Origin of the sequence: Aminobacter sp. Piv2-1 (assembly GCF_037625995.1) — a bacterium.
Taxonomy (GTDB): Bacteria; Pseudomonadota; Alphaproteobacteria; order Rhizobiales; family Rhizobiaceae; genus Aminobacter.
On record NZ_JARKMU010000009.1, the window covers coordinates 109078 to 135472 of the forward strand.

Genomic DNA, 26395 nt, shown 5'->3' on the forward strand with positions numbered 1-26395 from the left:
GATGGCCAAGGGTACCGTCATGCTTGCCGCCGGGGGGACCGGCGGCCACCTCTTTCCCGCCGAGGCGCTGGCGCACGAACTGACGGCGCGCGGCTGGCAGGTGCACCTCGCCACCGACGACCGGGCGGAGCGCTTCGCCGGAAAATTCCCGGCGGCCGCCATCCATCCCATTCCCTCGGCGACGATCGGCTCCAAGAACCCGATAGCGCTGCTGCGCGCGTTCTGGAGCATCTGGCGCGGCGTGCGCGAGGCGTCGCGGGTCATCGCCAGGATCAAGCCGGCGGTGGTGATCGGCTTCGGCGGCTACCCGACGCTGCCGCCGCTCTACGCTGCGACGCGGCGCGGCGTGCCGGCCATGGTGCATGAGCAGAATGCGGTGATGGGCCGCGCAAACAGGGCGCTGGCAGGCAGGGTCGATGCCATTGCCGGCGGTTTCCTGCCGGAGAACACGGGCGCCAACAGCGCCAAGACCGTGGTGACGGGCAATCCGGTGCGTCCCGCGGTGATCGAGGCGGCCAAGGCGCCCTATGCGGCTTCCGGCGCTTCGGACCGCTTCAACCTGCTGGTCTTCGGCGGCAGCCAGGGCGCGCAGTTCTTTTCCGACGCCGTTCCGGCCGCGATCGCGATGCTGCCGGAGGCGCAGCGCAAGCGGCTCCGGGTCACCCAGCAGGCCCGCGCCGAGGACGCCGACAAGGTCAAGGCGGCCTATGCCAGGCTCGGCATCGAGGCCGACGTCTCGCCGTTCTTCACCGACATGGCGCAGCGCATGGCGGCTGCCCATCTGGTGATCTCGCGCTCGGGAGCGTCGACGGTCTCCGAGATTTCGGTGATCGGCCGGCCGGCGCTGCTGGTGCCCTATCCGCACGCGCTCGACCACGACCAGGCGGCGAATGCGGCACGCCTTGCCGCCGCGGGCGGCGCGGAGGTACACCCGCAGTCGACGCTGTCTGCCGAGCGCATCGCTGCCCTTCTCGGCGCCGCGATGGTCGAGCCGGAGCGGATGGCGGCGATGGCGGCTGCCGCGAGGTCAGTGGGCAGGGCGGATGCCACGAGGTTGCTCGCCGACCTCGCAGAGGCTATTGCCTCCAGCATACCCGTTGCTGAATTCAAGAAGGGAGTGCGGCCATGAAGATGCCGCAGACCATCGGTCTCGTTCATTTCATCGGCATTGGCGGCATCGGCATGAGCGGTATCGCCGAAGTGCTGCACAATCTCGGCTACAAGGTGCAGGGATCGGACCAGGCCGACAGCGCCAACGTGCAGCGCCTGCGGGCCAAAGGCATCGAGTGCTTCGTCGGCCACAAGGCCGAGAACCTGGGCGACGCCGAGGTGATCGTGGTGTCGACCGCGATCAAGAAGTCCAACCCGGAGCTCAAGGCGGCGCGCGAAAAGCTGCTGCCGATCGTCCGTCGCGCCGAGATGCTGGCCGAACTGATGCGCTTCCGCAACGCGGTGGCGATCGGCGGCACGCACGGCAAGACGACCACCACCTCGATGGTGGCGACGCTGCTCGACGCCGGCGGGCTCGATCCGACCGTCATCAATGGCGGCATCATCAACGCCTACGGCACCAATGCGCGCATGGGCGAGGGCGAGTGGATGGTGGTCGAGGCGGACGAGAGCGACGGCACCTTCCTCAAGCTACCGGCCGACGTCGCCGTCGTCACCAACATCGACCCGGAGCACCTCGACCATTACGGCACGTTCGACAAGGTGCGCGAGGCGTTCCGCCAGTTCGTCGAGAACGTCCCCTTCTACGGCTTCGGCGTGATGTGCACCGACCATCCCGAGGTGCAGGCGCTGGTCAGCCACATCGAGGATCGCCGCGTCATCACCTATGGCGAGAACGCCCAGGCCGACGTGCGCTTCACCAACCACCGCATGGACGGCGCGGTTTCGGTCTTCGACGTGGTCATCCGCAACCGCAAGTCGGCGTCGTCGACGACTATCGAAGGTCTTCGCCTGCCGATGCCCGGCCGCCACAACGTCTCCAACGCCACGGCTGCGATCGCCGTTGCGACCGAGCTCGGCATTTCCGCCGAGGCGGTGAAGCGCGGGCTCTCGTCCTTCGGCGGCGTCAAGCGCCGCTTCACGCACACCGGCAGCTGGAACGGCGTCGAGGTGTTCGACGACTACGGCCACCATCCGGTCGAGATCAAGGCGGTGCTCAGGGCGGCACGCGAGGCCACCGGCGGCCGCGTCATCGCCATCGCCCAGCCGCACCGCTTCACCCGCCTGCGCGATCTGTTCGACGACTTCGCGGCGTGCTTCAACGACGCCGACACGGTGATGGTCGCGCCGGTCTATGCCGCGGGCGAGGATGCGATCGACGGCGTCAATTCCGAGGCGTTGACCGCGCGCATCCGCGCCGGCGGCCATCGCGACGCCCGCTACATCGACGGGGCCGCCGCAGTCGCGCCGATCGTGCGTGAGCTTGCCAAGCCGGGCGATTTCGTCGTCTTCCTCGGCGCCGGCAACATCACGCAATGGGCCTATGCCCTGCCGGGCGAACTCGCCGGGGGTGGGTCGTGACGGGCGGCGGAGAAGCGCTTCTCGCCAAACTCGGCGATCGGCTGTCGGGCCTGCGCGGGCGCATGACCGTCAATGCCGAGATGGAGAAGATCACCTGGTTCCGCGCCGGCGGCATCGCCGATGCGCTGTTCCAGCCCGCCGACGAGGAGGACCTCGCGGCGTTCCTGAAGGCCGTGCCGGAAGAAATCCCGGTCATGGTGGTGGGCATCGGCTCCAACCTTCTGGTGCGCGAGGGCGGCATTCCCGGCTTCGTGGTGAGGCTGTCGGCAAAGGGGTTCGGCGAGGCCGAGACGGTGTCGGGCACGCAGATCCGGGCAGGGGCGGCGACGCCCGACAAGCGCGTGGCCGCGCTCGCCCACGACAGCGGCATAGGCGGCTTCCATTTCTACCACGGCATCCCCGGTGCCGTCGGCGGGGCGTTGCGCATGAATGCGGGCGCCAACGGCGTCGAGACGCGCGAGCGCGTCGTCGAGGTGCGGGCGCTCGACCGCGCCGGCAACCTGCACGTGCTCTCCAACGCCGACATGGGCTACAGCTACCGCCATTCGTCGGCCGCGCCCGACCTGATCTTCACCTCGGCGCTGTTCGAGGGCTATCGCGAGGACAAGGACGCGATCAAGGCGGCGATGGATGCGGTCCAGCATCATCGCGAGACGGTGCAGCCGATCCGCGAGAAGACCGGTGGCTCGACCTTCAAGAACCCCGAGGGCACCTCCGCCTGGAAGGAAATCGACAAGGCCGGATGCCGGGGTCTGATGATCGGCGGCGCGCAGATGTCGCCGATGCACTGCAACTTCATGATCAACACCGGCACGGCCACCGGCTACGACCTCGAATATCTCGGCGAGACCGTGCGCGGCCGCGTGCTGGAGCATTCCGGCATCCGCCTGCAGTGGGAGATCAAGCGCATCGGCAGGTTCAAGCCGGGTCACGAAGTGCAGGAGTTCCTTGGGCAAATGCTCTAGGTAGGCTGACCCCGCAACGTTTCTGCGCAGCCCCCGATGTCCATGGCGCCGGGGGCTTTTTGCTGCCCGAATTTCGCCGCTCGCCGTTGCCAATCCGAGGGGGCGCGGGATTCGCCCGGGTCACGAATTCGCAATGATTTCCAATCGGCACTTGCCACGGAATCAAGTCTCTGATTCTCTGACCTAAAGCGTTTCCTGATTTGAGTCGCGTGACGCGTGGCCCGCGTTTTCATCCGGAGGTTCCACTTCCGGACAGGTCGGATTCAGTCTTTGGAAACAAGGCGTTGCGTGCTGAGTTGAGAGGGGATTCTCGCAAGATGAAGTCGAAGCACGTTGCTGTCCTGATGGGTGGATTCTCGTCCGAGCGGCCCGTGTCCCTTTCGTCCGGGAATGCCTGCGCGGATGAGCTCGAGCGGGTAGGCTACCAGGTCAGCCGCGTCGATGTCGGGCGCGATGTCGGCACCGTGCTTTCGGCGCTCAAGCCGGACGTTGCGTTCAATGCCCTGCACGGTCCCTTCGGCGAGGACGGCACGATCCAGGGCATCCTCGAATTCCTCGCCATCCCCTACACCCATTCGGGCGTGCTGGCCTCGGCGCTTGCCATGAACAAGGAGCAGTCCAAGAAGGTTGCCAAGGCAGCGGGCATTCCGGTGGCCGAATCCAGGGTTCTCGACCGCTTCACCATCCGCAACGAGCATCCGATGGCGCCGCCCTATGTGGTGAAGCCAGTAGCCGAGGGGTCGAGCTTCGGTGTGGTGATCGTCAAGGAGGATCAATCGCATCCGCCGCAGATCATCTCGTCGCCCGAGTGGCGCTACGGCGAGGCGGTCATGGTGGAGCGCTACATCCATGGTCGCGAATTGACCTGCGCGGTGATGGGCGACGTGGCGCTGGGCGTCTGCGAGATCGTGCCGACGGGGCATGCCTTCTACGATTACGATTCAAAATACGTGCCGGGCGGATCAAAGCACGAATGCCCCGCGAAAGTTTCACCGATTATTTACCAAAAAATACAAAGACTGGCGCTCAAGGCTCACCAAGCGATCGGGTGCCGGGGCGTCTCCCGGTCTGACTTCCGGTACGACGACCGCCATTCCGAAAACGGGGAGGTCGTCTGGCTGGAGGTCAATACGCAACCCGGCATGACGCCGACGTCGCTGGTGCCTGAGATTGCCGCCCAAGCCGGGCATTCGTTTGGTGAGTTGTTGAGTTGGATGGTGGAGGACGCTTCGTGTTTGCGTTGAAGACGGGATATGACGGGGAGGTGCACGGCGCGAAGCCGGGTCCCTTCGGGCTGTCCCTGTCGGCGGAGCATTTCGTGCTGCCGCGGTATCTGCGCAAGCCGGTCCGTTTCCTGTCGCGCTTCGGGCGCGGGGACTTCACGCCGCCGCGCTATGCGGCGTCGATCATGACGGTTTCCTTCCTGGCTGCGAGCGCCCTCTACGGCGCCTATGTGGGCGGCCATTTCCCGACGATGGTTCAGGGGGTGACGGCGCGCAGCGGCTTCGCCGTCGACCAGATCAAGGTTTCGGGCAACCGCGAGACCTCCGAGATCGACATCCTCGACAAGCTTGAGCTCAACGGCTGGACCTCTCTCGTCGGCTTCGATGCCGGCCAGGCGCGCGAGCGCATCGTCAGCCTGCCCTGGGTGCGCGGCGCCGACGTGCGCAAGGTCTATCCCAACTCGATCGAGGTCCGCATCGACGAGCGCGAAGCCTTTGCGATCTGGCAGCATGGCCGGCAGCTCAGCGTCGTGGACAAGTCGGGCGGAGTGATCGCCCCCTTCACGGGCGGCAGCCAGTTGATGCTGCCGATGGTGGTTGGGCTAGGTGCCGCCGAGCAGGCCGCCGGCTTCGTGGCGCAGGTGCAGAATGTGCCGGGGCTGGCGCCGCGCGTCCGGAGCTATATCCGTGTCGGCGAGCGCCGCTGGGACCTCAGGCTCGACAACGGGATTACGGTCAAGCTGCCGGAATTCGGCGTCGATTCGGCGCTTGCCGAACTGATGGTGCTGGATCGCGACAACGGGCTTTTGAGCCGGGATATCTCGGCCGTGGACATGCGTCTTGGCGACCGGCTGGTCGTGCAGCTCACGCCCGAGGCCGTTGAGCGCCGCGCGGAAGAGCTGAAGAACAAGCCCAAGACCGTCAAGGCTAAGGCGGAGAAGAGAATATGAGCTGGCTAGGTGGTCAGAAGGATGCAGCTTCACGCCGCTCGGGCATCCTTACCGTGCTCGATGTGGGGTCGAACAAGGTCTGCTGCGTGGTGGCCAAGCTGAAGCCTGCCGAGGGCAGCCAGTTGCTCAAGGGCCGCACCCATCAGGCGCAGGTCATCGGCATCGGCCACCAGAAGTCGCAAGGCGTGAAGTCGGGCGTGATTGTCGACCTCGACCGCGCCGAGCATGCGATCCGGCTGGCGGTCGACGCCGCCGAGCGCATGGCCGGGCTTACCGCCGACTCGCTGATCGTCAATCTCTCTGCCGGCCGCATCAAGAGTGAAGCCTTCTCGGCGACGGTCAATCTCGGTGGCCACGAAGTCGAGGAAGCGGATGTCAGCCGCGTGCTCGCGGCCGGCGCCAAGCAGGCGCTGAGGTCGGAGCGTGAGGTGATTCACTCGCTGCCCGTCGCCTTCTCGCTCGATGCCGAGCGCGGCGTGCGCGATCCGCGCGGCATGGTCGGCGAGACGCTCGGTGTCGACATGCACGTGCTGAGCGGGGACTTGGCGCCGTTGCGCAACCTCGAACTCTGCATCAACCGCTCGCACCTGTCGGTCGAGCAGATGGTGGCGACGCCCTACGCCAGCGGCCTGGCCGCGCTCGTCGACGACGAGCTGGAGATGGGGGCCGCCTGCATCGACATGGGCGGTGGCACGACCACGCTGTCTGTCTTCGCCGAAGGCAAGTTCGTCCATGCCGACGCCATTCCCATCGGCGGCAACCACGTGACCATGGATCTCGCAAAGGGGCTGTCGACGCGTCTTGAGGACGCCGAGCGGCTCAAGGTCATGCACGGCTCGGCCTTGCCGGGCGGCGCCGACGACCGCGACCTGGTCAGCATCCAGCCGATCGGCGCCGACGACAGCGACGTGCCGTTGCAGATTCCGCGCTCGGTGATGGCGCGCATCATCCGCGCCCGCATCGACGAGACGCTCGAACTGCTCCGCGACAGGCTCAACAAGTCAGGCTACGGCAATGCGGTGGGCAAGCGGGTCGTGCTGACCGGTGGCGCGAGCCAGCTGGTTGGCCTGCCCGAGGCGGCGCGCCGCATTCTTGGCCGCAACGTGCGTATCGGCCGCCCGCTCGGCGTGGCCGGCCTGCCGGAGGCGGCCAAGGGGCCGGCCTTCGCGACCGCGGTGGGACTGCTGATCTATCCGCAGGTGGCCGGCATCGAGAGCCAGGCGGCAAAGGGAATTTCCCGTTACAGGGCGACGGGAACGGGCGGAAAACTGCATCGCATGAGTCAGTGGTTGAGAGACAGTTTTTAGGAATTGACCGGGGGCGACCCCATACAAGGCCGTACGGCGAAACGGCTTGAAAAGGCAAAAAGGACGAGGACAATGACGATCAATCTCAAGAAGCCGGATATCACCGAGCTCAAGCCGCGCATCACGGTGTTCGGCGTGGGGGGCGGCGGCGGCAACGCCGTCAACAACATGATCACCGCCGGCCTGCGCGGCGTCGAGTTCGTGGTGGCCAACACCGACGCCCAGGCGCTGACGATGTCGAAGGCAGAGCGTCTCGTCCAGCTCGGCGCGCACGTGACCGAGGGTCTCGGCGCCGGCTCGCAGCCGGAAGTCGGCCGCGCCGCCGCCGAGGAGTGCATCGACGAGATCATCGACCACCTGTCGAACACCCACATGTGCTTCGTCACTGCTGGCATGGGCGGCGGCACCGGCACGGGTGCGGCTCCTGTCGTTGCCCGCGCAGCGCGCGAGAAGGGCATCCTGACCGTCGGCGTCGTCACCAAGCCGTTCCACTTCGAAGGCCAGCGCCGCATGAAGACGGCGGACATGGGCATCGAAGAGCTGCAGAAGTGCGTCGACACGCTGATCGTCATCCCGAACCAGAACCTCTTCCGCCTCGCCAATGACAAGACGACCTTCGCGGACGCCTTCGCCATGGCCGACCAGGTGCTCTATTCGGGCGTCGCCTGCATCACCGACCTGATGGTCAAGGAAGGCCTGATCAACCTCGATTTCGCCGACGTCCGTTCGGTGATGCGCGAGATGGGCAAGGCGATGATGGGCACCGGCGAGGCTTCGGGCGAGGGCCGCGCGATGGCCGCTGCCGAAGCCGCGATCGCCAACCCGCTGCTCGACGAGACCTCGATGAAGGGCGCCAAGGGCCTGCTGATCTCGATCACCGGCGGCCGCGACCTGACCCTGTTCGAGGTCGACGAAGCCGCGACCCGCATCCGCGAGGAAGTGGACCAGGATGCCAACATCATCCTCGGCGCAACCTTCGACGAGGATCTCGAGGGGGTCATCCGCGTGTCGGTGGTCGCCACCGGCATCGACAAGTCGGCGGCCGACATCGCCGCAGCCCCGCTGACCATCCGCCAGGCGCCGCCCAAGCCGGCGCAGCGTCCTGCCGCCGAGGTGCGCCCGGCGCAGCCGCAGGTTGCCGTGCAGGAGCAGCCGCGCATGGAAATGCGCAGCAACGATCCCGTCGCCGACGCGATCCGCCTCGCAGAAACCAACGCCGCCGCAATGGCACAGCCGCGTGCCGCCGCTCCGGCCGAGGACTTCCGCCCGCAGAGCAAGCTGTTCCAGGCTCCGCCCGCACAGCCCCAGCCGCAGGCCTATCAGCCGCAGTTCCACCAGCCGGCGCCGCAGCCCGTCGTGCAGCAACAGGTGGCACCTCAACGCGAGATGATGCAGCCGGCTCCGGCCCCGCGCATGCCGCGCGTCGAGGACTTCCCGCCGATGGTGAAAGCCGAGGTGGCCGCCAAGGCACAGCCGGTCGACCATGAAGAGCGTGGCCCGATGGGGCTGCTGAAGCGCCTGACCAGCGGCCTGACCCGTCGCGAGGAAGAGCCGGCGCGGCTCCAGCCGGCACAGCCGCGCGAACCGCGCCTGCGCCAGCCGGCTCCCGAGCAGCGTCGCGTGGCCAGCCAGGAAGCGCAGCTCTACGCGCCGCGCCGCGGCCAGCTCGACGAGCAGGGCCGGATCGCCCCGCAGCCCAGGCAGCAGGAAGACGATCAGCTGGAGATTCCGGCATTCCTTCGCCGGCAAGCCAACTAAACTGTGAACGAGCGGTAACACTGATTGAAAGGCGGGCGTCTCGACGCCCGCCTTTTGATATGAAAAGGTAAGTCAAATCAGAAGGTTGAGGGGCCGAATCGAAGCGGCCTCGCAGTTACACAGAGTAAGAAACCGTGATTTGGAGTCTATCAGCCGGAAGACTATCTTCGCGCCGACTAGTGCATCGGGCCGGAAGTCTATTTCAGCCAAATGCGGTGCGCAAAGTCGAGGAGCGTGCAACTGGCTTCGACTCGAAGCCGCGGCGTTCCAAAGTCGGCAGGGCTGGTGCTGTGGGGATGAGGCACCGTCCATTCAAGTCGACGAGAGTCATGTCCCGCTTCGTGGCGAAGCGGGCGTGACGTGGACGGGCATATGGGGATCGACTTGCAGGACTATCAGACAACTCTCAAATCGCGTGCGACGCTGTCGGGCATTGGCGTGCATAGCGGCAAGCCCGTGTCGATCCATTTCGTGCCGGCGGATGCCGACACGGGTGTAGTGTTCCACGTTGATGGCCGAGAGTTCCGCGCAATTGTGTCAGAAGTGGGTGCAACCGATCTTTGTACGCTGCTCGGCGATCCGGCCGGCGCGCATGTGGCGACGATCGAGCATCTGATGGCTGCCCTTTTCGGCCTCGGCATCGACAATCTCGTCATCGAGGTCGAAGGCAACGAGATTCCGATTCTCGACGGCAGTGCCGCGCAGTTCGTCGAGGCGATCGACCAGGCCGGCATCGAGACGCTAGCCGTCAAGCGCCGCTATATCCGCGTGCTGAAGCCGGTGCGAATCGAGAGTGGTGCCTCCTGGGCCGAGTTCCGTCCCTATGGCGGAACCCGCTTCGAGGTCGAGATCGATTTCGAGAGCCCGGCCATCGGCCGCCAGTCCTTCGCCTCGGACGTCAATGACGACATCTTCCGCCGGGAGATTTCACGCGCCCGCACCTTCGGCTTCATGAAGGACGTCGAGCGCCTCTGGGCGGCAGGATACGCGCTCGGTTCGTCGCTCGAGAATTCGGTGGTCATCGGCGACGACAACCACATCATCAACATCGAGGGCCTGCGTCACTCGAACGAGTTCGTGCGCCACAAGACGCTCGATGCCATGGGCGACTTGGCGCTCGCCGGCGCGCGCTTCATCGGCTGCTTCCGCTCCTATCGCGGCGGCCACAGGCTGAATGCCGCCGCGCTGCGCCGGCTGCTTTCGGATCGCTCTGCCTTCGAGATCGTCGAGACGTCGCGCCGCGAGCGCGGCCGCTCGGCGGAACTGATCGCAGTCAGCGCTGCCGTCCACGCGCCCTGGACCCTGTGACGGCCGGCATTCGCGGACCGGTGGTGTGGCCTTGCTGCACCACCTGACCGACGAAATGGCGCGTAGTAGCGTGTGCCACAAAATTGCGCGAATGACCGGAGATAGCGTTGCCCGGCACGGCCAGTTGTGATCTATGGCCATTTGCCTAAAAGCGAAACTACGCCGAAGGGGCGGAATTCTGTGATGTCATTGATTCGAGCCGGTGGACCGAAGTTGCGCGTGAAGCCGATTGCCGTGGCGCTGTCGCTCGTTGTTCCCGGACTTGCACTTTCCGGTTGCATGTCGAGCGAAGCGGATGTCGATCTCGCCACCTATGTCGAGCAGACCGAGCCGGCCGACGTGCTCTACAATCAGGGCCTCGCCAACCTCAATGCCGGCCGCCTGAAGGAGGCGAGCCGCAAGTTCGAGGCCGTCGACCGCCAGCATCCGTATTCGGAGTGGGCGCGCAAGTCCATGGTGATGGGTGCCTTCGCCAGCTATCGCCAGGGCTCCTACGAGGAAGCCATCAACTCGGCCAAGCGCTATCTCTCGCTCTACCCCTCGACCGACGACGCGGCTTACGCGCAGTACATCATCGGCCTGAGCTATTTCCGCCAGATCCGCGACGTCACCCAGGACCAGAAGGAAGCGCGGCGTACCATCGAGGCGATGCAGGAAGTGGTGCAGCGCTGGCCCCAGTCGGAATATGTCGACGACGCCAACGACAAGATCCGCTTTGCCCGCGACCAGCTCGCCGGCAAGGAAATGCAGATCGGCCGCTACTATCTCGAGCGCCGCGAGTACATCGCCGCCGCCAAGCGCTTCCGCAACGTGGTCGAGACTTATTCGAACACGCGCCATGTCGAAGAGGCTCTCGCGCGTCTTACCGAGACCTACTACGCGATGGGCCTGACCTCCGAGGCGCAGACGGCCGCCGCCGTGCTCGGGCAGAACTATCCCGACAGCCAGTGGTACAAGGATTCCTACAAGCTGTTGCAGACCAACGGCCTGGAGCCGCGCGAAAACGCCGGCTCGTGGATCTCCAAGGCCGGGAAGCTGTTCTCCGGCGCCTGACCAGAAATCGATGCTCTCGCGACTGTCGATCCGCGATATCGTCCTGATCGAACGGCTGGACATCGATTTCAATGCGGGCCTTTCCGTGCTCACCGGCGAGACCGGCGCCGGCAAATCCATACTTCTCGACGCATTGTCGCTCGCGCTCGGCGCGCGCGGCGATGCCTCGCTGGTTCGCCACGGCACGAGCCAGGGGCAGGTGACGGCCGTCTTCGACGTGCCGCGCAACCATCCTGCCCGGCAGATGCTCGCCGACAACGCCATCGAGGACGACGGCGACATCATCCTGCGGCGCGTGCAGACCGGCGATGGCCGCACCCGCGTCTTCGTCAACGACCAGCCGTCGAGCGTCACGCTGATGCGCGACATCGGCAGGGCGCTGGTCGAAATCCACGGACAGCATGACGACCGGGCGCTCGTCGATGCCGGCGCGCATCGCGACGTGCTCGATTCCTTCGGCGGCCATGTCGGCGAGGCGAGGGCGACCGCCGAGGCCTGGAAGCTCTGGCGCAACGCCGAACAGGAATTGTCCCGGCATCGCGCCCGCGTCGAGGCCGCGGCCCGCGAGGCCGAATATCTGCGCGCAGCCGTTATCGAACTCGGCAAGCTCGATCCACAGCCGGGCGAGGAGACCGAGCTCGCCGAACTGCGCGCCTCGATGATGCGGGTCGAGAAGATCGCGTCCGAAATCCAGGATGCGCAGGACGTACTGTCCGGCTCGTCGTCGCCGTTGCCGCAGCTGGCGAGCCTGTTGCGCCGGCTGCAGCGCAAGGCGGCCGAGGTGCCGGGCCTGCTCGACGAGGTGGTGAAGTCGCTTGACGAGGCGATGATCTCGCTCGATGCAGCACAGTCGGGTGTCGATGCCGCGCTGCGCGCCACCGAATACGACCCGCAGCGGCTGGAGAAGGCCGAGGAGCGGCTGTTCGCGCTGCGCGCCGCCGCCCGCAAGCACAACGTCGCCGTCGACGATCTCGCCAGGCTGCGCGACACGATGGTTGCCGACCTCGCCGATCTCGACGCCGGCGAGGAACGCCTGCACGGGCTCGAAAGGCAGGCGGTCGCCGCCCGCGACGCCTATGACCGCGTCGCCGCCAACCTCTCCGAACTGCGCAAGACGGCCGCCGAGAGCCTGCGCAGGACGGTGATGGCGGAACTGCCGGCGCTCAAGCTCGAACGCGCCGAATTCATCGTCGAGATGTCGAGCGAGGCCGACAACCGGCTGCAGGAAGGCATCGACCAGGTCGAGTTCTGGGTGCGCACCAATCCGGGCACGCGGCCCGGGCCGATGATGAAGGTGGCGTCCGGCGGCGAGCTGTCGCGCTTCCTGCTCGCGCTGAAGGTCGCGCTCGCCGATCGCGGGTCGGCGCCGACGCTCGTCTTCGACGAGATCGACACCGGCGTGGGCGGCGCCGTCGCCGACGCCATCGGCCAGCGCCTGGCGCGGCTCGCCAACCGCGTCCAGGTGCTTTCGGTCACGCACGCGCCGCAGGTCGCCGCGCGGGCGGAGACCCATTTCCTGATCTCGAAGCAGGGCAACACCGACCGGGTCGCGACCGGCATCCACGAGATGGACCGGCCGGCGCGCCAGGAAGAGATCGCGCGCATGCTGTCGGGCGCGACCATCACCGAGGAGGCGCGGGCGGCGGCCGAGCGCCTATTGCGCGAGAACAGCGCTGCGATCCTATGAATTGAAAGCTCGTATAGCGTAACGCAACGCTTTACGGTTCAGTGCTTGTGAGCTATGCTACTTTGGATGAGAATCCGAAGCGTGAAGCACAAAGGCTTGCGCCGACTTTTCGAAGAGGACGACCCGAGCGGGCTTCCTCCGCAATTCGTCGACAAGATTCGCAACATTCTCGCGTTCCTGCAGGACATGGAGCGGGAAGAGGAGTTGCGTTCGGTCCCAAGCTGGAAGGCGCATCAGCTGACGGGGGAGCGGAAGGGCACCTGGAGCCTTTCTGTGACGCGAAACTGGCGCCTTACGTTCCTGATCGACAAGGTCGAGGTCGAAATCATCGACCTTGACTACGAGGATTACCATTAGGAGGCGTTCATGAGAGCAGCGCAGGGTTTCAGGCTTAAGAGCCCGCCTCATCCGGGGGGCTTTGTCCGTACCGAGATACTGGAGCCGATGGATCTTTCGGTAACCGCCGCGGCAGAGGCGCTCGGCGTGACGCGGGCTGCGTTGTCTACCTTCATCAACGGGCGGTCCTCGCTGTCGCCCGAGATGGGGCTGCGAATTGAAAAGGCGTTCGGCGTCAGCATGGAGACGCTGATGCGCATGCAGAACAGCTATGACATCGCCCAGGCGCGGAAGAGGGAGAACGAGATCAACATCACCCGCTACATTCCGAAAGCTGATCCCAAGCTGCCGCACGCCTGACCCCTGCACGGGCGGGCGCGCCTGTCCCCTGAAATGTCAGGAGCCTGCGCGATCCCGCTGATTTTGCGTGGAGTTTCTCCGGAACGGCTCCCGCAGGGCGGTGTCCTGCTCTATGGTGGCGCGCCGTTTGATGGAGCCGCACCATGTCCGAAAAAGCCGTCGAGTCGCTGAGCGAGGCCGAGGCCGCCGCCGAACTTGCGCGGCTGACCGAAGAAATCGCCGAGCACGACCGGCGCTATCACGCCGAGGATGCGCCGACGATCTCGGATGCGGACTATGACGCGCTACGCCGGCGCAACCTCGCCATCGAACAGCGTTTCCCGCATCTGGTGCGCGAGGATTCGCCGTCCAGGACCGTGGGCGCGGCCGTCTCGGAGAAATTCGGCAAGGTCACCCATGTCGTGCCGATGCTGTCGCTCGACAATGCCTTCGCCGACGAGGACGTCGGCGAATTCGTCGGCCGGATCAGGCGTTTCCTCAGGCTCTCCGCCGACGGGCCGATCGCAATCACCGCCGAGCCCAAGATCGACGGCCTGTCGCTTTCCATCCGCTACGAGGGCGGACGGCTGGTGACGGCGGCGACGCGCGGCGACGGGCAGGTGGGCGAGAACGTGACCGCGAACGCCCGCACCATCGCCGACATTCCCAACGTGCTCCACGGCGACTTCCCCGAAGTGCTCGAGGTGCGCGGCGAGGTCTACATGAGCCACGCCGACTTCGCCGAGCTCAACCGCCGCAACGGCGAGGCCGGCAAGCAGATCTTCGCCAATCCGCGCAATGCCGCCGCCGGCTCGCTGCGCCAGCTGGACACCTCGATCACGGCGAGCCGGCCGCTGCGCTTCTTCGCCTATGCCTGGGGCGAGGTGAGCGAGATGCCCGCCGACACGCAGATGGGCATGGTCGCGGCCTTCGGCCGCTACGGCTTCAAGACCAACCCGCTGATGAAGGCGTTCGACGGCGTGGACGGGCTCCTGTCGCAATACCGGCTGATCGAGGCCGACCGGGCGGCGCTCGGCTATGACATCGACGGCGTCGTCTACAAGGTCGATCGCCTCGACCTGCAGCAGCGCCTGGGCTTCGTCTCCCGCAGCCCGCGTTGGGCCATCGCCCACAAGTTCCCGGCCGAGAAGGCGACGACCATCCTCACCGGCATCGACATCCAGGTCGGGCGCACCGGCGCGCTGACGCCGGTGGCGCGGCTGCAGCCGGTGACGGTGGGTGGCGTGGTGGTGACCAACGCCACCCTGCACAACGAGGACTACATCAAGGGCATCGGCAACAGCGGCCAGGCGATCCGCGACGGCCGCGACATCCGCGTCGGCGACACGGTGATCGTGCAGCGGGCAGGGGACGTCATCCCGCAGATCCTCGACGTGGTGCTGGAGAAGCGTCCCGCCGATGCGCGGCCCTACCAGTTTCCGACGCTCTGCCCGGCCTGCGGCAGCCACGCCGTGCGCGAGGAGGGCGAGGCGGTGCGGCGCTGCACCGGCGGCCTGATCTGCCCGGCGCAGGCGGTGGAACGGCTGCGCCACTTCGTCTCGCGCAACGCGCTCGACATCGAGGGGCTGGGCGAAAAGCAGATCGAGTTCTTCTTCCAGTCGCAGGACCCGGCGCTGCACATCGGCTCGCCGGCCGAAATCTTCACGCTCAAGCGGCGCCAGGAGGCCTCGCTGACCAAGCTCGAGAACATCGAGGGTTTCGGCGCGACCTCGACGCGCAAGCTGTTTGCGGCAATCGACGACCGGCGCGAGGTCGAGTTCTCGCGCCTGCTGTTTGCGCTCGGCATCCGCCACATCGGCGAAACCAACGCCAAGCGGCTCGCCCGCCACTACATCGGCTTCGATGCCTTCCGCGCGGCGGGCATGGACGCCGTCATGCCCGAGGGCAAGGGCGACAAGGGCAATGCCGCCTGGCAGGAACTCATCGCGATCAACGGCATCGGTTCCATCGTCGCCGAGGCGGTGGTCGAGTTCTTCGCCGAGGAGCATAACCGCCAGGTCGTCGAGGCGCTGCTGGCGGAGGTCAAGCCGCTCGACGAGGAGCGCATCGGCGACGTGTCGTCGCCGGTCTCCGGCAAGACGGTGGTCTTCACCGGCTCGCTCGAGAAGATGTCGCGCGACGAGGCCAAGGCGATGGCCGAGAAGCTCGGCGCCAAGGTCGCAGGCTCGGTATCGAAGAAGACCGACCTCGTGGTGGCGGGCCCGGGGGCAGGCTCGAAGCTCAAGACCGCCACCGAACTCGGCATCGAGGTGATCACCGAGGATCAGTGGTTCGAAAGGGTCGGCCGGTCGTGAGCCGGTTTCGCTGATCCTTGGCTCAACCGAATTGATGTGACAGGCGGCACATGCCGCCCTATTCAGGGCCTCCCTGAAAGGAGGCCGCAGTCTTGAACAATCGCCAAGGTCAGTTCTGGCGGGGCGTGCGCATGAGCGTGCCGGTCGTGGTCGCGTCGGCGCCCTTCGCCATCCTGTTCGGGGCGCTGGCGGTCGACAACGGCCTTTCCGTCTACGAGGCGACGTTCATGAGCGCCACGATCTATGCCGGCGCGAGCCAGCTGGTCGGCATCGAACTGTTCGGCCAGAACGTCGCGCCCTGGCTCGTGGTCCTGTCCATCTTCGCCGTCAATTTCCGCCATGTGCTCTATTCGGCCGCGGTGGGCCAGTTCATCAGCCACTGGTCGGTCTTCAAGCAGGCCTTCGGCTATTTCTTCCTGGTCGATCCCCAATATGCGGAAACCGAGCGGCTCGGCGAAAGCGGCGAGCAGGTGAGCTTTGCCTGGTACATGGGCATGGCCACGCCCATCTACGTGTTCTGGGTGGCGGAAAGCGCGCTCGGCGCGCTGTTCGGCCGGCTGATACCCAATCCCCATGCGCTCGGCCTGGATTTCCTGCTGCCGATCTACTTCCTCGGACTGGTGATGAGCTTCCGCAAGCGCTCGCGCTGGCTGCCCATCGTCGTCGCCAGCGCCGTCGCGTCCATGATCGCCTACAAGACGATCGGTTCGCCCTGGCATGTCACGGTCGGCGCGCTTGCCGGCGTGCTGCTTGCCGCCGCCCTGCCGGTGCGGGCCGACGCGGCAGCGGAGGCCACGGCATGAGCACGACGCTGTGGATCATCATCGGCGGCGCGGTCGCGACCTATCTGACGCGGATCGGCGGACATCTGGTCATTTCGCGCTTCGAGCGCGTCCATCCGCGTGTCGAGGCCGGGCTCAACGCTGTACCGGCGGCGGTGCTGACCACGCTGGTGGCGCCGGCGGTGCTCTCGGCCGGCCCATCGGAACTTGCCGCGCTGGCGGTCGCCGCGGCCGTGTCGCTGCGCGGCAGCCTGATGGCGATGTTCTTGGCCGGTGCCGCGGTGCTGATCGTGCTGCGGCACTTCATCGGCTAAGGACCGTCGCCGCCAGGCGCCGGTCCGATTGGCTTTCGTCGCTCAGACGATCGGCTTCGTCGCCTTCTCCAGCCACGCCAGGGTTTCCCCGTCCAGCATCGGCCCGATCTCGGCCAGGACGCGGGCATGATAGGCATTCAGCCAGTCCAGCTCCTCGCGGGTGAGCAGGTCGGTGCGCAGCATGCGCTGATCGAATGGCGCCAGCGTCAGCGTCTCGAAGCCGTGCATGGCGATGTCGCCGCCCGCAAGCGCGTCGGGGCGCGTGACCAGGATCAGATTTTCCAGCCGGATGCCGTAGTGGCCGGGCTTGTAGTAGCCCGGTTCGTTGGACAGGATCATGCCGGCGAGCAGCTTCTCCACGCCGGTCTTGGCGATGCGCTGGGGACCCTCGTGCACGGCGAGATACGAGCCGACGCCGTGGCCGGTGCCGTGGGCATAGTCGAGCCCGCGCTTCCACAGCGCGATGCGGGCGAGCGGGTCGATGTCGACTCCGCGGGTGCCAGCGGGAAAGCGTGCCGCCGAGACCGCGATCAGGCCCTTGAGCACCAGGGTGTAGCGCTCGCGCATCTCCTCGGTCGGCGTGCCGACAGGAACGGTGCGGGTGATGTCGGTGGTGCCGTCCTCGTACTGCGCGCCCGAATCGAGCAGGAACAGCTCGCCGTCGCCCAGCACGCGGTTGGTCGCGTGCGAGACGCGGTAGTGCATGATGGCCCCGTGCGGCCCGGAACCGGAGATGGTGGCGAAGGAGACGTCGCGCAGCGGCATCTGCGTTTCCTCGCCGGTGATGCGCCGGGATTCCTCGAGCTGGGTGACGACCGCGATTTCGTCGACGCTGCGGGGTGCCTGCCGGTCGAGCCAGCAGAGCAGCTTGGCGACGGCCGCCCCGTCGCGGCGATGCGCCGCCCGCGAGCCAGCAACCTCGGCGCTGTTCTTGGTGGCGCGGGGGAGGCGTGCCGGGTCGGGCGCCGAAACGACGGTGCCGCCATTGTCCTCGACCAGCGCGCGCAGCCTTTCGGCGGCAAGTGCCGGGTCGAGCGCGATCCTGGCGCCGGAGCCGGCGAGGTCGGCGACGAAGTTCTCGAGATCGCCGGGAGCCCTGATCGCGGCAAGCTGGGTCAGGTAGGCTTCCTCGGTGCGGCCGAGCTTGCGCTTGTCGAGGAAGACCGCGTGCCGGCCGTCGGCCGCCAGCACGGCGAAGCCGAGCGCGAGCGGCGTGTGGGGCACGTCGCCGCCACGGATGTTGAACGTCCAGGCCAGTGACGACGGGTCGGTGAGCACGGCGTGGGTGGCGCCGTCGGCGGCGATGGCCGACGCCAGGCGCTTCAGCTTGTCCTTGGCGAGTTCGCCCGCATAGGCCTCCGGATGGATGTGGACCGGAGCCAGCGGCGGCTCGGGCTGGTCCTGCCAGATGGCATCGACGGGGTTGCGGGAAAGCGGCACCAGGGTCGCGCCCACCTTTTCCGCCGAGGCGGTGAGGGCCTTGACGTCGCCGACTGTGTGCAGCCATGGATCGAAGCCCAGCCGCGCGCCCTTGGGCAGGTTCTCCCTGATCCAGGCGGCCGGCGGGTTGTCGACTAGGCTTTCGATCGCAAAGACGTCGAGATCGACCTGATCGCGCACCTGCAGGGTGTAGCGGCCGTCGACGAAGACGAAGGCATTCTCTGCGAGCACGATCGCCACGCCCGCCGATCCGCTGAAGCCGGTCAGCCATTTCAACCGCTCGGAACGCGGGGCGACATACTCGCCCTGATGCTCGTCGGCGCGCGGCACGATGAAGCCGTCGAGGCCGTTGTCGGAGAGCCATTGCCTGAGAAGGGCGACGCGGGGCTTGCCTACCGAAGGGTCGCCGGCGGATTCGAAGGACTGGAACATGGAAGTACCCGTATGCTTAATCTTCGGTAAAGGTAACTTTGCAGGCCCTGGCTGGCAACGCCGAGGGCATGGGCCAGAAGCGAATGAGGGTTACCAAGGGCTGCAGCCCGGCCCGTGCGGGCGCACGTTCCGCCAGGCAGCCATGGCTGGTCGGATGCCGATGCGTCAGCTTCAGCGCTTGAGGTGAATGGTCACCCAGCCTTCGCGGTGGAAAGTCTCGACGTGGCGGAAATCCTGCGCCGTATAGGCATCGAGCACCGCCTCGTGCTGGCGGTCGAGGATGCCCGACAGGATCAGCGAGCCGGCGGGAGCGAGATGGGCTGCCATCTCCGGGGCGAGCTGCATCAGCGGCTGTGCCAGGATGTTGGCGACGATCAGGTCGAACGGGCCATGCGTCGCAAAGACCGGGTCGTCGAACCCTTCCGCCGTCGCCGTCTCGACGTGCTGGGCAACCCCGTTGAGCCTGACGTTGGCGGCCGCGACTTCGGTGGCGACCGGATCGATGTCGGTGGCCAGAACGGGAATCGGCGCGAGCTTGGCGACGGCGATGGCGAGCACGGCGCTGCCGGTGCCGAGGTCCAGCGCGTTTGCCGGCTTCTCGCCGGTCACGACCTTCTCGATCATCTCGAGGCAGCCGGCGGTCGTGCCGTGATGGCCGGTGCCGAAGGCGAGGCCGGCCTCGATCTCGATGGCGATCTGGCCCGGGCGAACTTCGCTCCGGTCATGCGAGCCGTGGACGATGAAGCGCCCGGCCTCGACCGGCTTCAGCCCTTCCAGCGACTTCGCCACCCAGTCGACGTCCGGCAGGACTTCGCGGCCGATCGGCCCGGCGTGGCCGGCATCGGCGAGCACGGCGGCCATGCGGCGCTCGATGTCGGCGACGTCGCCGTCGGCATAGAGCGAGACCTCCTGGATGTCGCGGTCCTCGTCGACCTCGAGCACGGCGATCGGCCAGCCGTCTTCTTCGAAGACAGTCTCGAGGGCGGCGAAGATGCGGCTCGCGGCTTCGCGTCCAGTGATGATGTGCAGCCGTGTCTGGGGCATGTCCTATCCGGGAAAAATGTCAGCCTTCGTTGGCCAGGCGCTTGAGCTTGGCGAGCGCGGCGCTGGGATTCTCCTCATAGGCGATGGTGCCGAAGAAATCACCCTTGCTGTCGAGCAGCAGGACCGAAGCGGTGTGGTCCATCGTGTAGTCGCCGCCTTCGGTCGGGACCTTCTTGAGATAGATGCCGAAGGACTTGGCCATGACGCGGACCTTTTCCGGGTCGCCGGTGATGCCGGTGATGCGCTGGGAGACGTTGCCGACATATTTGTCCATGACCTCGGCAGTGTCGCGCTCGGGGTCAACGGTGACGAAATAGGCGCGGATGTCCTTGCCCTCGTCGCCGAGTTGCGCCAGCCAGCCGTCGAGCTCGAACAGCGTGGTCGGGCAGACTTCGGGGCAGTTAGTGAAGCCGAAGAAGACGGCGCTCGGCTGGCCGCGGAAGGCCTGCTCGGTAATCTCCTGGCCCTTCTGGTCGACGAGCGCGAACGGCGCGCCGAAGGCCTGGCCGCTGTTCTGGCCGCGGTACCAGTCGAAGGTCAGCCAGCCGACGCCAGCAGCCATGAGGATCAGAATGCCGGCAAGGATCGTGCGCATCATCGGTCTAGGATTCCGTGGAAATGAGAGGTTCAGAAGCACCAGGACATGCCGGCCTCGACGAGCGACATGAAGATACCTGCACCCTTGTCCAGCCAGGACGCGAAGGCGAGGCCCGTGGCTGCCGCAAACGCGGTCAGACCGAGCGCGATCCCCGCCGTCTTCGCCATGGACATGGGCACAGCCTGTTTCATTCCTCCTACATAGCGTGCCGCGAGCCTTACCAAAAGGGACATGTTGACGCCGGTCCATGCGCCAGCGCCTCGGCGACACTTGAGCTCTTGCAAGCGGTGCACCGTCGACCCAAGTGAAGGTGGCAACCGTATCCCAGGAGGTTTCCATGCGGCTTCGCCTCTCCGTCCTTGCCGCGGCTCTCGCCTTGGCCCCCACCGTGCCCGCCATGGCCCAGCAGGTGGGGGAGGTCGGTGTCGACTGGTTCGGCAACGACATCATCGTCGAAGCGATCAAGGACCCGAAGGTCGAGGGCGTGACCTGCCACGTCTCCTATTTCGACCGGGGCTTGATCGACAGGCTGCAGAAGGGCAACTGGTTCGAGAATCCTTCCGATACGGCGATCTCGTGCCGACAGACCGGGCCGATCACCATCGGCGACATCGATCTCGGCAAGGACGGCGAGGAGGTGTTCAAGCAGGGCATCAGCCTGATCTGGAAGGAGCAGGTGGTGAACCGCATCTACGACAAGCAGAACCAGACGCTGATCTATCTCGCCCATTCGCGCCAGGTGCAGGACGGCTCGGCCAAGATGTCGATGACGACGGTGCCGCTCTATGGCCAGGAGGTCGTGTGGAGCAAGGGCAAGCCCGAGTAGCTTGCGGGCGGAACGCAGCGGGCGTAAAGCCGCGATATGGACACGCCCGCCGACCTGCGCTTCAAGAATGACGAACCGCGCATCCATCCGACCGCCGAACTGAAGGGGTGCCGGCTGGGCCGCCACGTCGCCATAGGCGAGCGCGTGGTGCTGCGCGAGGTGACGGTCGGCGATTATTCCTATTTCGAGCGCCACGCGGAAGCGATCTACACGACGATAGGCAAATTCTGCTCGATTGCGGCGAACACCCGCATCAATGCGCTCGAACACCCGATGGAACGGCTGACGACGCACAAGGTGAGCTACCGGCCGAACGAGTATTTCCGCTATCTCGGCGTCGACAGCGACTTCCGCGAACGGCGACGGGCGAAGCCGGTTACGGTCGGCAACGACGTCTGGATCGGCCACGGCGCCGTCATCATGCCGGGCGTGACGATCGGCAACGGGGCCGTGATCGGCGCCAATTCGGTGGTGACCCGCGACGTCGGGCCCTTCGAGGTTTTTGCCGGCGTGCCGGCCAGGCGGCTGAAGATGCGCTTTCCCGCCGAGATCGTGGCGCGCATCGAGGCGCTCGCCTGGTGGGATTGGCCGGCCGAGCGGCTGTTCGAGGCGATCCCCGACATGCAGCGCCTGCCGATCGAGGCGTTCCTCGACCGCTGGAGCTAGCGGCGGCCGGGCGGCAGCGCGTGGCGAAGGAGGGAAAGCTTAAGCGGCGGCGCCGCGGAACCAGCGCCGCTTCCTCGTGTTTTGATCATTGCATGCCGCCGGCATGCCGTCGGCGTTCATCATATGCTGCCTGGTGATCGCGGTCTGGGCGGTGACGGGACCGATCTTCGGCTTCTCCGACACCTGGCAGCTCGTCATCAATACCGGCACGACCATCATAACCTTCCTGATGGTGTTCCTGATCCAGAACACCCAGAACCGCGACGGCGTTGCGATCCAGGCCAAGCTCGACGAACTGATCCGCGTCGGCCGCGCCAGCAACGCGCTGATCGGCATCGAGCACCTGACCGAGACGGAAGTGGAAGAGATCCGCGAGAAATGCGAGGCGGCGGCGAAACGGCACGAGCAGGTGCGGCAGGCGGACCATGCACCGGCAAAAACAAGGGCACATTGAGAGGCGCGGCCGGTTGGGCAGGTCCTCAGGGCGGAGACCATGTCGCGGGTGAGCTCGCTTTACTTAGCTCCGGACGTCCGGTTGACGCTTTGCTGCCCAAGGACCAAGATCGCGACGGGTGGGCATGCCGTGACTGACTGGTTGAAGATCCTCAACGAACAGGCCGAGACGGGCGCTGAGATGGCACGCGAGGTGCCGGCCACGCTCGCAAATCCCGACATCAGCCGCGACCAGGTGAAGAAGCTGTTCGCGGCGCTCGAGCAGCAGGCCGAATTCGTCGAGCGGCTGCGGCAGGTGCTGGAGTCCAACGACTTCGAGCCCGAGGTCGTGGTCGCTGCAGAGGCGCTCGAGGAGCAATATGCCGAACTCGCCGCCGCCGCAGCCGAACGGCTGAAGGAGATGCGCGTGGCCACTGGCGCCGCAGGTTAGGCCCGGGCGCTTGCCTTTCCGACTTTGGACGATCGGCCCCCTTCAAGGCACAAGCGCCGACGCATCTGGCGACGCGTCGGCGCCCAGAATTCAGGCCGGCGGCGTACCGTGGTGGATGATCTTCCTGACCTCGGCGCGGAACTCGGGCGTGTCCTTTTCGCCATGGACGGCCACGGCGTGCTGCACGGCAGCGTTGACAAGCTCTTCTTCGCTGTCGGCCGCAATCGCGACCGAGCATTTCATTTCACTGGGGTATTCGCGGCAATCGATATATTGGCGCATCGTCTTCGCCTCCTTGCGATACAACATCAGCGCGGTCTAATTTTATGCCTGGGGCGCAGGTACGGCAACCTGCATGAAAGGGGATGCGGCCTGACCGAATGCATCAGGGATGGCTGTCCTGTTGCGGGGTGCTGCGAACTCGTCAATCCCAACGACGCACCAGCAGCGACGCGCAGTACGCGGAAAGCGTGATCAGGGCGAGGTGCCCTTGAAGGCTGATATGTATTTAATATATATTCATCGCTGTGTACCCCGACATTCAGTGGAATGCCGACAAGAGTGCTGAGCTGAAGGAGCGACACGGCTTCGGATTCGAGCGCGTGCTGGTTGCGCTTGCCGATGGTGGATTGCTCGACGAGCGCAGGCACCCCAATGTCGAAAAGTATGGGCATCAGCGCCAACTGGTTGTCGAAATCGACGGCTATGCCTGGATCGTGCCGTTCGTGACGGACGGCGAGAGAGTATTCCTCAAGACCCTGTTTCCCAGCCGCAAGGCAACGAGGGACTTTCTTGGAGGCTAACATGGACGGCAAGAAGATTACTTCAGCCGAGGAGCGCGACCTGATCGACAGCGCGGAACGCGGCGAATGGGTTTCGACAGGCGATGTCGAAGCGCGGCGTGCCTTCTGGCGCGAGGCGGCCAAGGGCGTCCTCGACGGCAAGCGGCAGCGTATCTCGATCTCGATCCCCGAGCGCGACCTCGCGCGGCTCAAGGCGAGGGCGGCGGAGGAGGGGATGCCCTACCAGACGCTGATCAATTCGATCCTGCACAAATATGTGGAGGGGTAGGGCTCCCTCACACGCCCGCGACGAAACTCTCCAGCACCTTCTTCTGGCCGGCCTTGTCGAAGTCGATGGTGAGCTTGTTGCCGTCGATGGCGGAGATGTTGCCGTTGCCGAACTTCTGGTGGAAGACGCGGTCGCCGACCTTGAAGCGCGAGGGTTCGGTGGCGACTGACTTCGCCACCAGCTCGCCCTCGATGGTGCGGCCCTTGACCGAGCCGCGGCCGGCGCCGAAGCCGGAATCGGTCTCGCCATAGCCGATGCGCTCGACCGAATGGCCGGAGCGCGAACCCCAGTTGCGGTCGGTGGCCTCGGTGCGGTTCTGCTGCGCCCGCTGCCAGCCCGGAGTGGCATAGGTGTTGGAGAAGGATTTCTGGCCGACGTCGTCGAAACGCGAGGCGCCGTAGGGATTGCGCCCGCCGCCGCCATAGCCGCCATAGGAATTGCCGGCTTCCGCCACCTCGACATGCGCCTCCGGCAGCTCGTCGAGGAAGCGCGAGGGGATGGTCGACTGCCACAGGCCATGGATGCGGCGGTTGGAGACGAACCAGATGTGCAGGTTCTTCTTGGCGCGGGTGACGCCGACGTAAGCCAGGCGGCGCTCTTCCTCGAGGCCCGAGCGGCCGCCTTCGTCGAGGGCGCGCTGGTGCGGGAACAGGCCTTCCTCCCAGCCGGGCAGGAACACGGTCTCGAATTCGAGGCCCTTGGCCGAATGCAGCGTCATGATCGAGACGGCGTCGAGCTGCTCGTCCTGCTCGGCGTCCATGACGAGGGCGACATGCTCGAGGAAGGAACGCAGCGACTCGTATTCCTCCATGGAGCGGATCAGCTCCTTGAGGTTTTCGAGCCGGCCCGGCGCTTCGGCCGAGCGGTCGTTCTTCCACATGTCGGTGTAGCCGCTCTCCTCGAGGATGATCTCGGCGAGTTCGGTGTGGGGGGTGTTGTCGAGCGCCTTCTGCCAGCGCTCGAAATTGGCGGCGACCTCGCGCAGTGCGGCGCGCGGCTTGGGTTTTAGCTCGTCGCTTTCGGCGAGCTGGCTTGCTGCCTGGAGCATGGGCACGCCGAGTGCGCGCGCCGTATCGTGGACCTGGCGGATGGCGGCCTCGCCGAGGCCGCGCTTGGGCACGTTGACGATGCGCTCGAAGGCGAGGTCGTCGGCGGGCTGGGCGACGACGCGGAAATAGGCCATGGCGTCGCGGATTTCCTGGCGCTCGTAGAAGCGCGGGCCGCCGATGACGCGGTAGTTCAGGCCGAGCGTGACGAAGCGGTCTTCGAACTCGCGCATCTGGAACGAGGCACGGACGAGGATCGCCATGTCGTTGAGATTGTGTTTCTGGCGCTGCAGCTGCTCGATCGTCTCGCCGACGGCGCGGGCTTCCTCCTCGGAATCCCAGGCGGCGTGGACGTTGACCTTGGCGTCGTCGGGATCGGCCTGTTCGGTGAACAGCGTCTTGCCGAGGCGGCCCTCGTTGTGTGCGATCAGATGAGCGGCCGCACCCAGGATATGGGCGGTCGAGCGGTAGTTGCGCTCCAGCCGGATGACGGTGGCCCCCGGAAAATCCTTGTCGAAGCGCAGGATGTTGTCGACCTCGGCGCCGCGCCAGCCATAGATCGACTGGTCGTCGTCGCCGACGCAGCAGACGTTTTTTTGCCCCGGGGCTCCCGTTTCCTGAGCCAGGAGCCGCAGCCACATGTATTGGGCCGTGTTGGTGTCCTGGTACTCGTCGACCAGGATGTACTTGAAGCGCTTGTGGTATTCCTTCAGCACGTCCGGATAGGCGCGGAAGATGCGGATCGGATGGCACAGCAGATCGCCGAAGTCGCAGGCGTTCAGGGTCTGCAGGCGGTCCTGATAGGCCTTGTAGAGTTCGCGGCCCTTGCCGTTGGCAAAGGAGCGGGCGTCGCCCTCGGGGATTTCGGACGGGCCGAGGCCCTTGTTCTTCCAGCCGTCGATCATCATGGCGAACTGGCGCGCCGGCCAGCGCTTGTCGTCGAGGCCCTCGGCCTGGATCAGCTGCTTGATGAGGCGGATGACGTCGTCGGTGTCGAGGATGGTGAAGTCCGAGCGCAGGCCGGCCAGCTCGGCATGGCGGCGCAGCATCTTGACGCCGATGGAGTGGAAGGTGCCGAGCCAGGGCATGCCCTCGACCGCCTCGCCGACCAGCAGCGCGATACGCTGCTTCATCTCGCGCGCCGCCTTGTTGGTGAAGGTGACGGCGAGAACCTGGCTGGGATAGGCGCGGCCCTGGCTGAGGATGTGGGCGATGCGGGTGGTGAGCACGCGCGTCTTGCCGGTGCCCGCGCCGGCGAGCACAAGCACGGGACCTTCTGTGGTCTCGACCGCCTGGCGCTGCTCGGGATTCAGGCCCTTGAGATAGTCGGGCGCAGCCGGTGCCTGGCGGGCGGCCATGGCGCGCGCGGCAATGCCGCCCGGTGCAGGCGCACCAGCGGGCCGGGGTGGCATCCCACCGGGCTCGTCGAAGAACGGCATGTCGTCCGGAAAACCTGACATTGCCCCGAATGTAGTGATTCGGGGCGGAAAGGCCAGAACCGTCTCTGTTTTGTTCCCCTT

General features: G+C 66.2%; 27 protein-coding genes. 21 read left to right on the plus strand and 6 right to left on the minus strand.

All coding sequences use genetic code 11. The features are described 5' to 3' along the window. Position 1: 1 nt before the first annotated feature. From murG to AmiPiv_RS17415, 15 genes are all read left to right on the plus strand, one after another. Positions 2-1129, plus strand: a complete 1128-nt coding sequence (gene murG, locus AmiPiv_RS17345) for an undecaprenyldiphospho-muramoylpentapeptide beta-N-acetylglucosaminyltransferase (protein WP_340038741.1) — start codon at positions 2-4, stop codon at positions 1127-1129. Beyond that, positions 1126-2532, plus strand: a complete 1407-nt coding sequence (murC, locus tag AmiPiv_RS17350; RefSeq protein WP_340038742.1) for a UDP-N-acetylmuramate--L-alanine ligase — start codon at positions 1126-1128, stop codon at positions 2530-2532. Before murG ends, murC begins: the two co-directional genes overlap by 4 nt. Further along, entirely contained in the window at positions 2487-3497 is a 1011-nt protein-coding gene (murB, locus tag AmiPiv_RS17355) for a UDP-N-acetylmuramate dehydrogenase (protein WP_340038743.1), read from the plus strand. Before murC ends, murB begins: the two co-directional genes overlap by 46 nt. A 317-nt stretch (positions 3498-3814) precedes the next feature. Next, positions 3815-4741, plus strand: coding sequence for a D-alanine--D-alanine ligase (locus tag AmiPiv_RS17360; protein WP_340038745.1), 927 nt, complete (start codon positions 3815-3817; stop codon positions 4739-4741). Further along, the gene (locus tag AmiPiv_RS17365; protein ID WP_340038746.1) at positions 4729-5670 is read left to right on the plus strand and encodes a cell division protein FtsQ/DivIB; all 942 of its coding nucleotides are present in this window, start codon (positions 4729-4731) and stop codon (positions 5668-5670) included. Before AmiPiv_RS17360 ends, AmiPiv_RS17365 begins: the two co-directional genes overlap by 13 nt. After that, the gene (gene ftsA, locus AmiPiv_RS17370) at positions 5667-6977 is read left to right on the plus strand and encodes a cell division protein FtsA (protein ID WP_340038747.1); all 1311 of its coding nucleotides are present in this window, start codon (positions 5667-5669) and stop codon (positions 6975-6977) included. The genes AmiPiv_RS17365 and ftsA overlap by 4 nt, the downstream gene beginning before the upstream one ends. 72 nt (positions 6978-7049) lie before the next feature. Beyond that, a complete protein-coding gene (gene ftsZ / locus AmiPiv_RS17375; RefSeq protein WP_340038748.1) occupies positions 7050-8735 on the plus strand; it encodes a cell division protein FtsZ in 1686 nt (561 codons plus the stop codon). A gap of 372 nt (positions 8736-9107) precedes the next feature. Beyond that, positions 9108-10043 (plus strand): UDP-3-O-acyl-N-acetylglucosamine deacetylase, encoded by a 936-nt coding sequence (lpxC, locus tag AmiPiv_RS17380; RefSeq protein WP_340038749.1) that lies wholly within the window; start codon positions 9108-9110, stop codon positions 10041-10043. A gap of 183 nt (positions 10044-10226) precedes the next feature. Next, on the plus strand, positions 10227-11096 hold the full coding sequence (locus tag AmiPiv_RS17385) for an outer membrane protein assembly factor BamD (protein ID WP_340038750.1): 870 nt from the start codon (positions 10227-10229) through the stop codon (positions 11094-11096). A 10-nt stretch (positions 11097-11106) separates the two neighbouring features. Next, positions 11107-12783: a DNA repair protein RecN gene (recN, locus tag AmiPiv_RS17390; protein WP_340038752.1), complete on the plus strand. Its 1677-nt coding sequence runs from the start codon at positions 11107-11109 to the stop codon at positions 12781-12783. A gap of 81 nt (positions 12784-12864) precedes the next feature. Further along, on the plus strand, positions 12865-13140 hold the full coding sequence (locus tag AmiPiv_RS17395; protein ID WP_445206973.1) for a type II toxin-antitoxin system RelE/ParE family toxin: 276 nt from the start codon (positions 12865-12867) through the stop codon (positions 13138-13140). Positions 13141-13149: 9 nt separating this feature from the next. After that, positions 13150-13479, plus strand: coding sequence for a HigA family addiction module antitoxin (locus tag AmiPiv_RS17400; RefSeq protein ID WP_340038753.1), 330 nt, complete (start codon positions 13150-13152; stop codon positions 13477-13479). A 143-nt stretch (positions 13480-13622) separates the two neighbouring features. Continuing rightward, positions 13623-15773, plus strand: a complete 2151-nt coding sequence (ligA, locus tag AmiPiv_RS17405) for an NAD-dependent DNA ligase LigA (protein ID WP_340038754.1) — start codon at positions 13623-13625, stop codon at positions 15771-15773. A gap of 131 nt (positions 15774-15904) precedes the next feature. Then, complete coding sequence (locus AmiPiv_RS17410; protein WP_340038867.1) at positions 15905-16576, plus strand: AzlC family ABC transporter permease; 672 nt, start codon at positions 15905-15907, stop codon at positions 16574-16576. Next, positions 16573-16869, plus strand: a complete 297-nt coding sequence (locus AmiPiv_RS17415) for an AzlD family protein (protein WP_340038755.1) — start codon at positions 16573-16575, stop codon at positions 16867-16869. The genes AmiPiv_RS17410 and AmiPiv_RS17415 overlap by 4 nt, the downstream gene beginning before the upstream one ends. 42 nt (positions 16870-16911) lie before the next feature. Here the strand turns inward: AmiPiv_RS17415 and AmiPiv_RS17420 are convergent, their stop codons facing one another. From AmiPiv_RS17420 to AmiPiv_RS17435, 4 genes are all read right to left on the minus strand, one after another. Further along, positions 16912-18741 (minus strand): aminopeptidase P family protein, encoded by a 1830-nt coding sequence (locus AmiPiv_RS17420; protein ID WP_340038756.1) that lies wholly within the window; start codon positions 18739-18741, stop codon positions 16912-16914. 171 nt (positions 18742-18912) lie between these two features. Then, complete coding sequence (locus AmiPiv_RS17425) at positions 18913-19785, minus strand: 50S ribosomal protein L11 methyltransferase (RefSeq protein ID WP_340038757.1); 873 nt, start codon at positions 19783-19785, stop codon at positions 18913-18915. Positions 19786-19804: 19 nt separating this feature from the next. Further along, the gene (locus AmiPiv_RS17430; RefSeq protein WP_340038758.1) at positions 19805-20383 is read right to left on the minus strand and encodes an SCO family protein; all 579 of its coding nucleotides are present in this window, start codon (positions 20381-20383) and stop codon (positions 19805-19807) included. Positions 20384-20412: 29 nt separating this feature from the next. Continuing rightward, complete coding sequence (locus AmiPiv_RS17435; protein WP_340038759.1) at positions 20413-20556, minus strand: hypothetical protein; 144 nt, start codon at positions 20554-20556, stop codon at positions 20413-20415. A gap of 164 nt (positions 20557-20720) precedes the next feature. On the opposite strand from AmiPiv_RS17435, the gene AmiPiv_RS17440 reads away from it, so the two are divergent. From AmiPiv_RS17440 to AmiPiv_RS17455, 4 genes are all read left to right on the plus strand, one after another. After that, positions 20721-21209 (plus strand): CreA family protein, encoded by a 489-nt coding sequence (locus tag AmiPiv_RS17440; RefSeq protein ID WP_340038760.1) that lies wholly within the window; start codon positions 20721-20723, stop codon positions 21207-21209. A 36-nt stretch (positions 21210-21245) separates the two neighbouring features. Then, the gene (locus AmiPiv_RS17445) at positions 21246-21875 is read left to right on the plus strand and encodes a DapH/DapD/GlmU-related protein (protein ID WP_340038761.1); all 630 of its coding nucleotides are present in this window, start codon (positions 21246-21248) and stop codon (positions 21873-21875) included. A gap of 103 nt (positions 21876-21978) precedes the next feature. Continuing rightward, on the plus strand, positions 21979-22329 hold the full coding sequence (locus tag AmiPiv_RS17450; RefSeq protein WP_340038762.1) for a low affinity iron permease family protein: 351 nt from the start codon (positions 21979-21981) through the stop codon (positions 22327-22329). A 129-nt stretch (positions 22330-22458) separates the two neighbouring features. After that, positions 22459-22758 carry a hypothetical protein gene (locus AmiPiv_RS17455; protein WP_340038763.1) on the plus strand — a complete coding sequence of 100 codons (300 nt, stop codon included), beginning with the start codon at positions 22459-22461 and terminating at the stop codon, positions 22756-22758. 90 nt (positions 22759-22848) lie between these two features. Here AmiPiv_RS17455 and AmiPiv_RS17460 read toward each other — a convergent pair whose 3' ends face one another. Continuing rightward, positions 22849-23040 carry a DUF1059 domain-containing protein gene (locus AmiPiv_RS17460; RefSeq protein WP_340038764.1) on the minus strand — a complete coding sequence of 64 codons (192 nt, stop codon included), beginning with the start codon at positions 23038-23040 and terminating at the stop codon, positions 22849-22851. 245 nt (positions 23041-23285) lie between these two features. Between AmiPiv_RS17460 and AmiPiv_RS17465 the strand changes: the two genes are divergently transcribed. Further along, the gene (locus tag AmiPiv_RS17465) at positions 23286-23561 is read left to right on the plus strand and encodes a toxin (protein WP_340038765.1); all 276 of its coding nucleotides are present in this window, start codon (positions 23286-23288) and stop codon (positions 23559-23561) included. Position 23562: 1 nt separating this feature from the next. Further along, the gene (locus AmiPiv_RS17470) at positions 23563-23829 is read left to right on the plus strand and encodes a CopG family antitoxin (RefSeq protein WP_340038766.1); all 267 of its coding nucleotides are present in this window, start codon (positions 23563-23565) and stop codon (positions 23827-23829) included. Between the two features lie 7 nt (positions 23830-23836). On the opposite strand, the gene AmiPiv_RS17475 is transcribed toward AmiPiv_RS17470, so the two are convergent. Next, the gene (locus AmiPiv_RS17475) at positions 23837-26335 is read right to left on the minus strand and encodes an ATP-dependent helicase (protein WP_340038767.1); all 2499 of its coding nucleotides are present in this window, start codon (positions 26333-26335) and stop codon (positions 23837-23839) included. Positions 26336-26395: the final 60 nt, after the last annotated feature.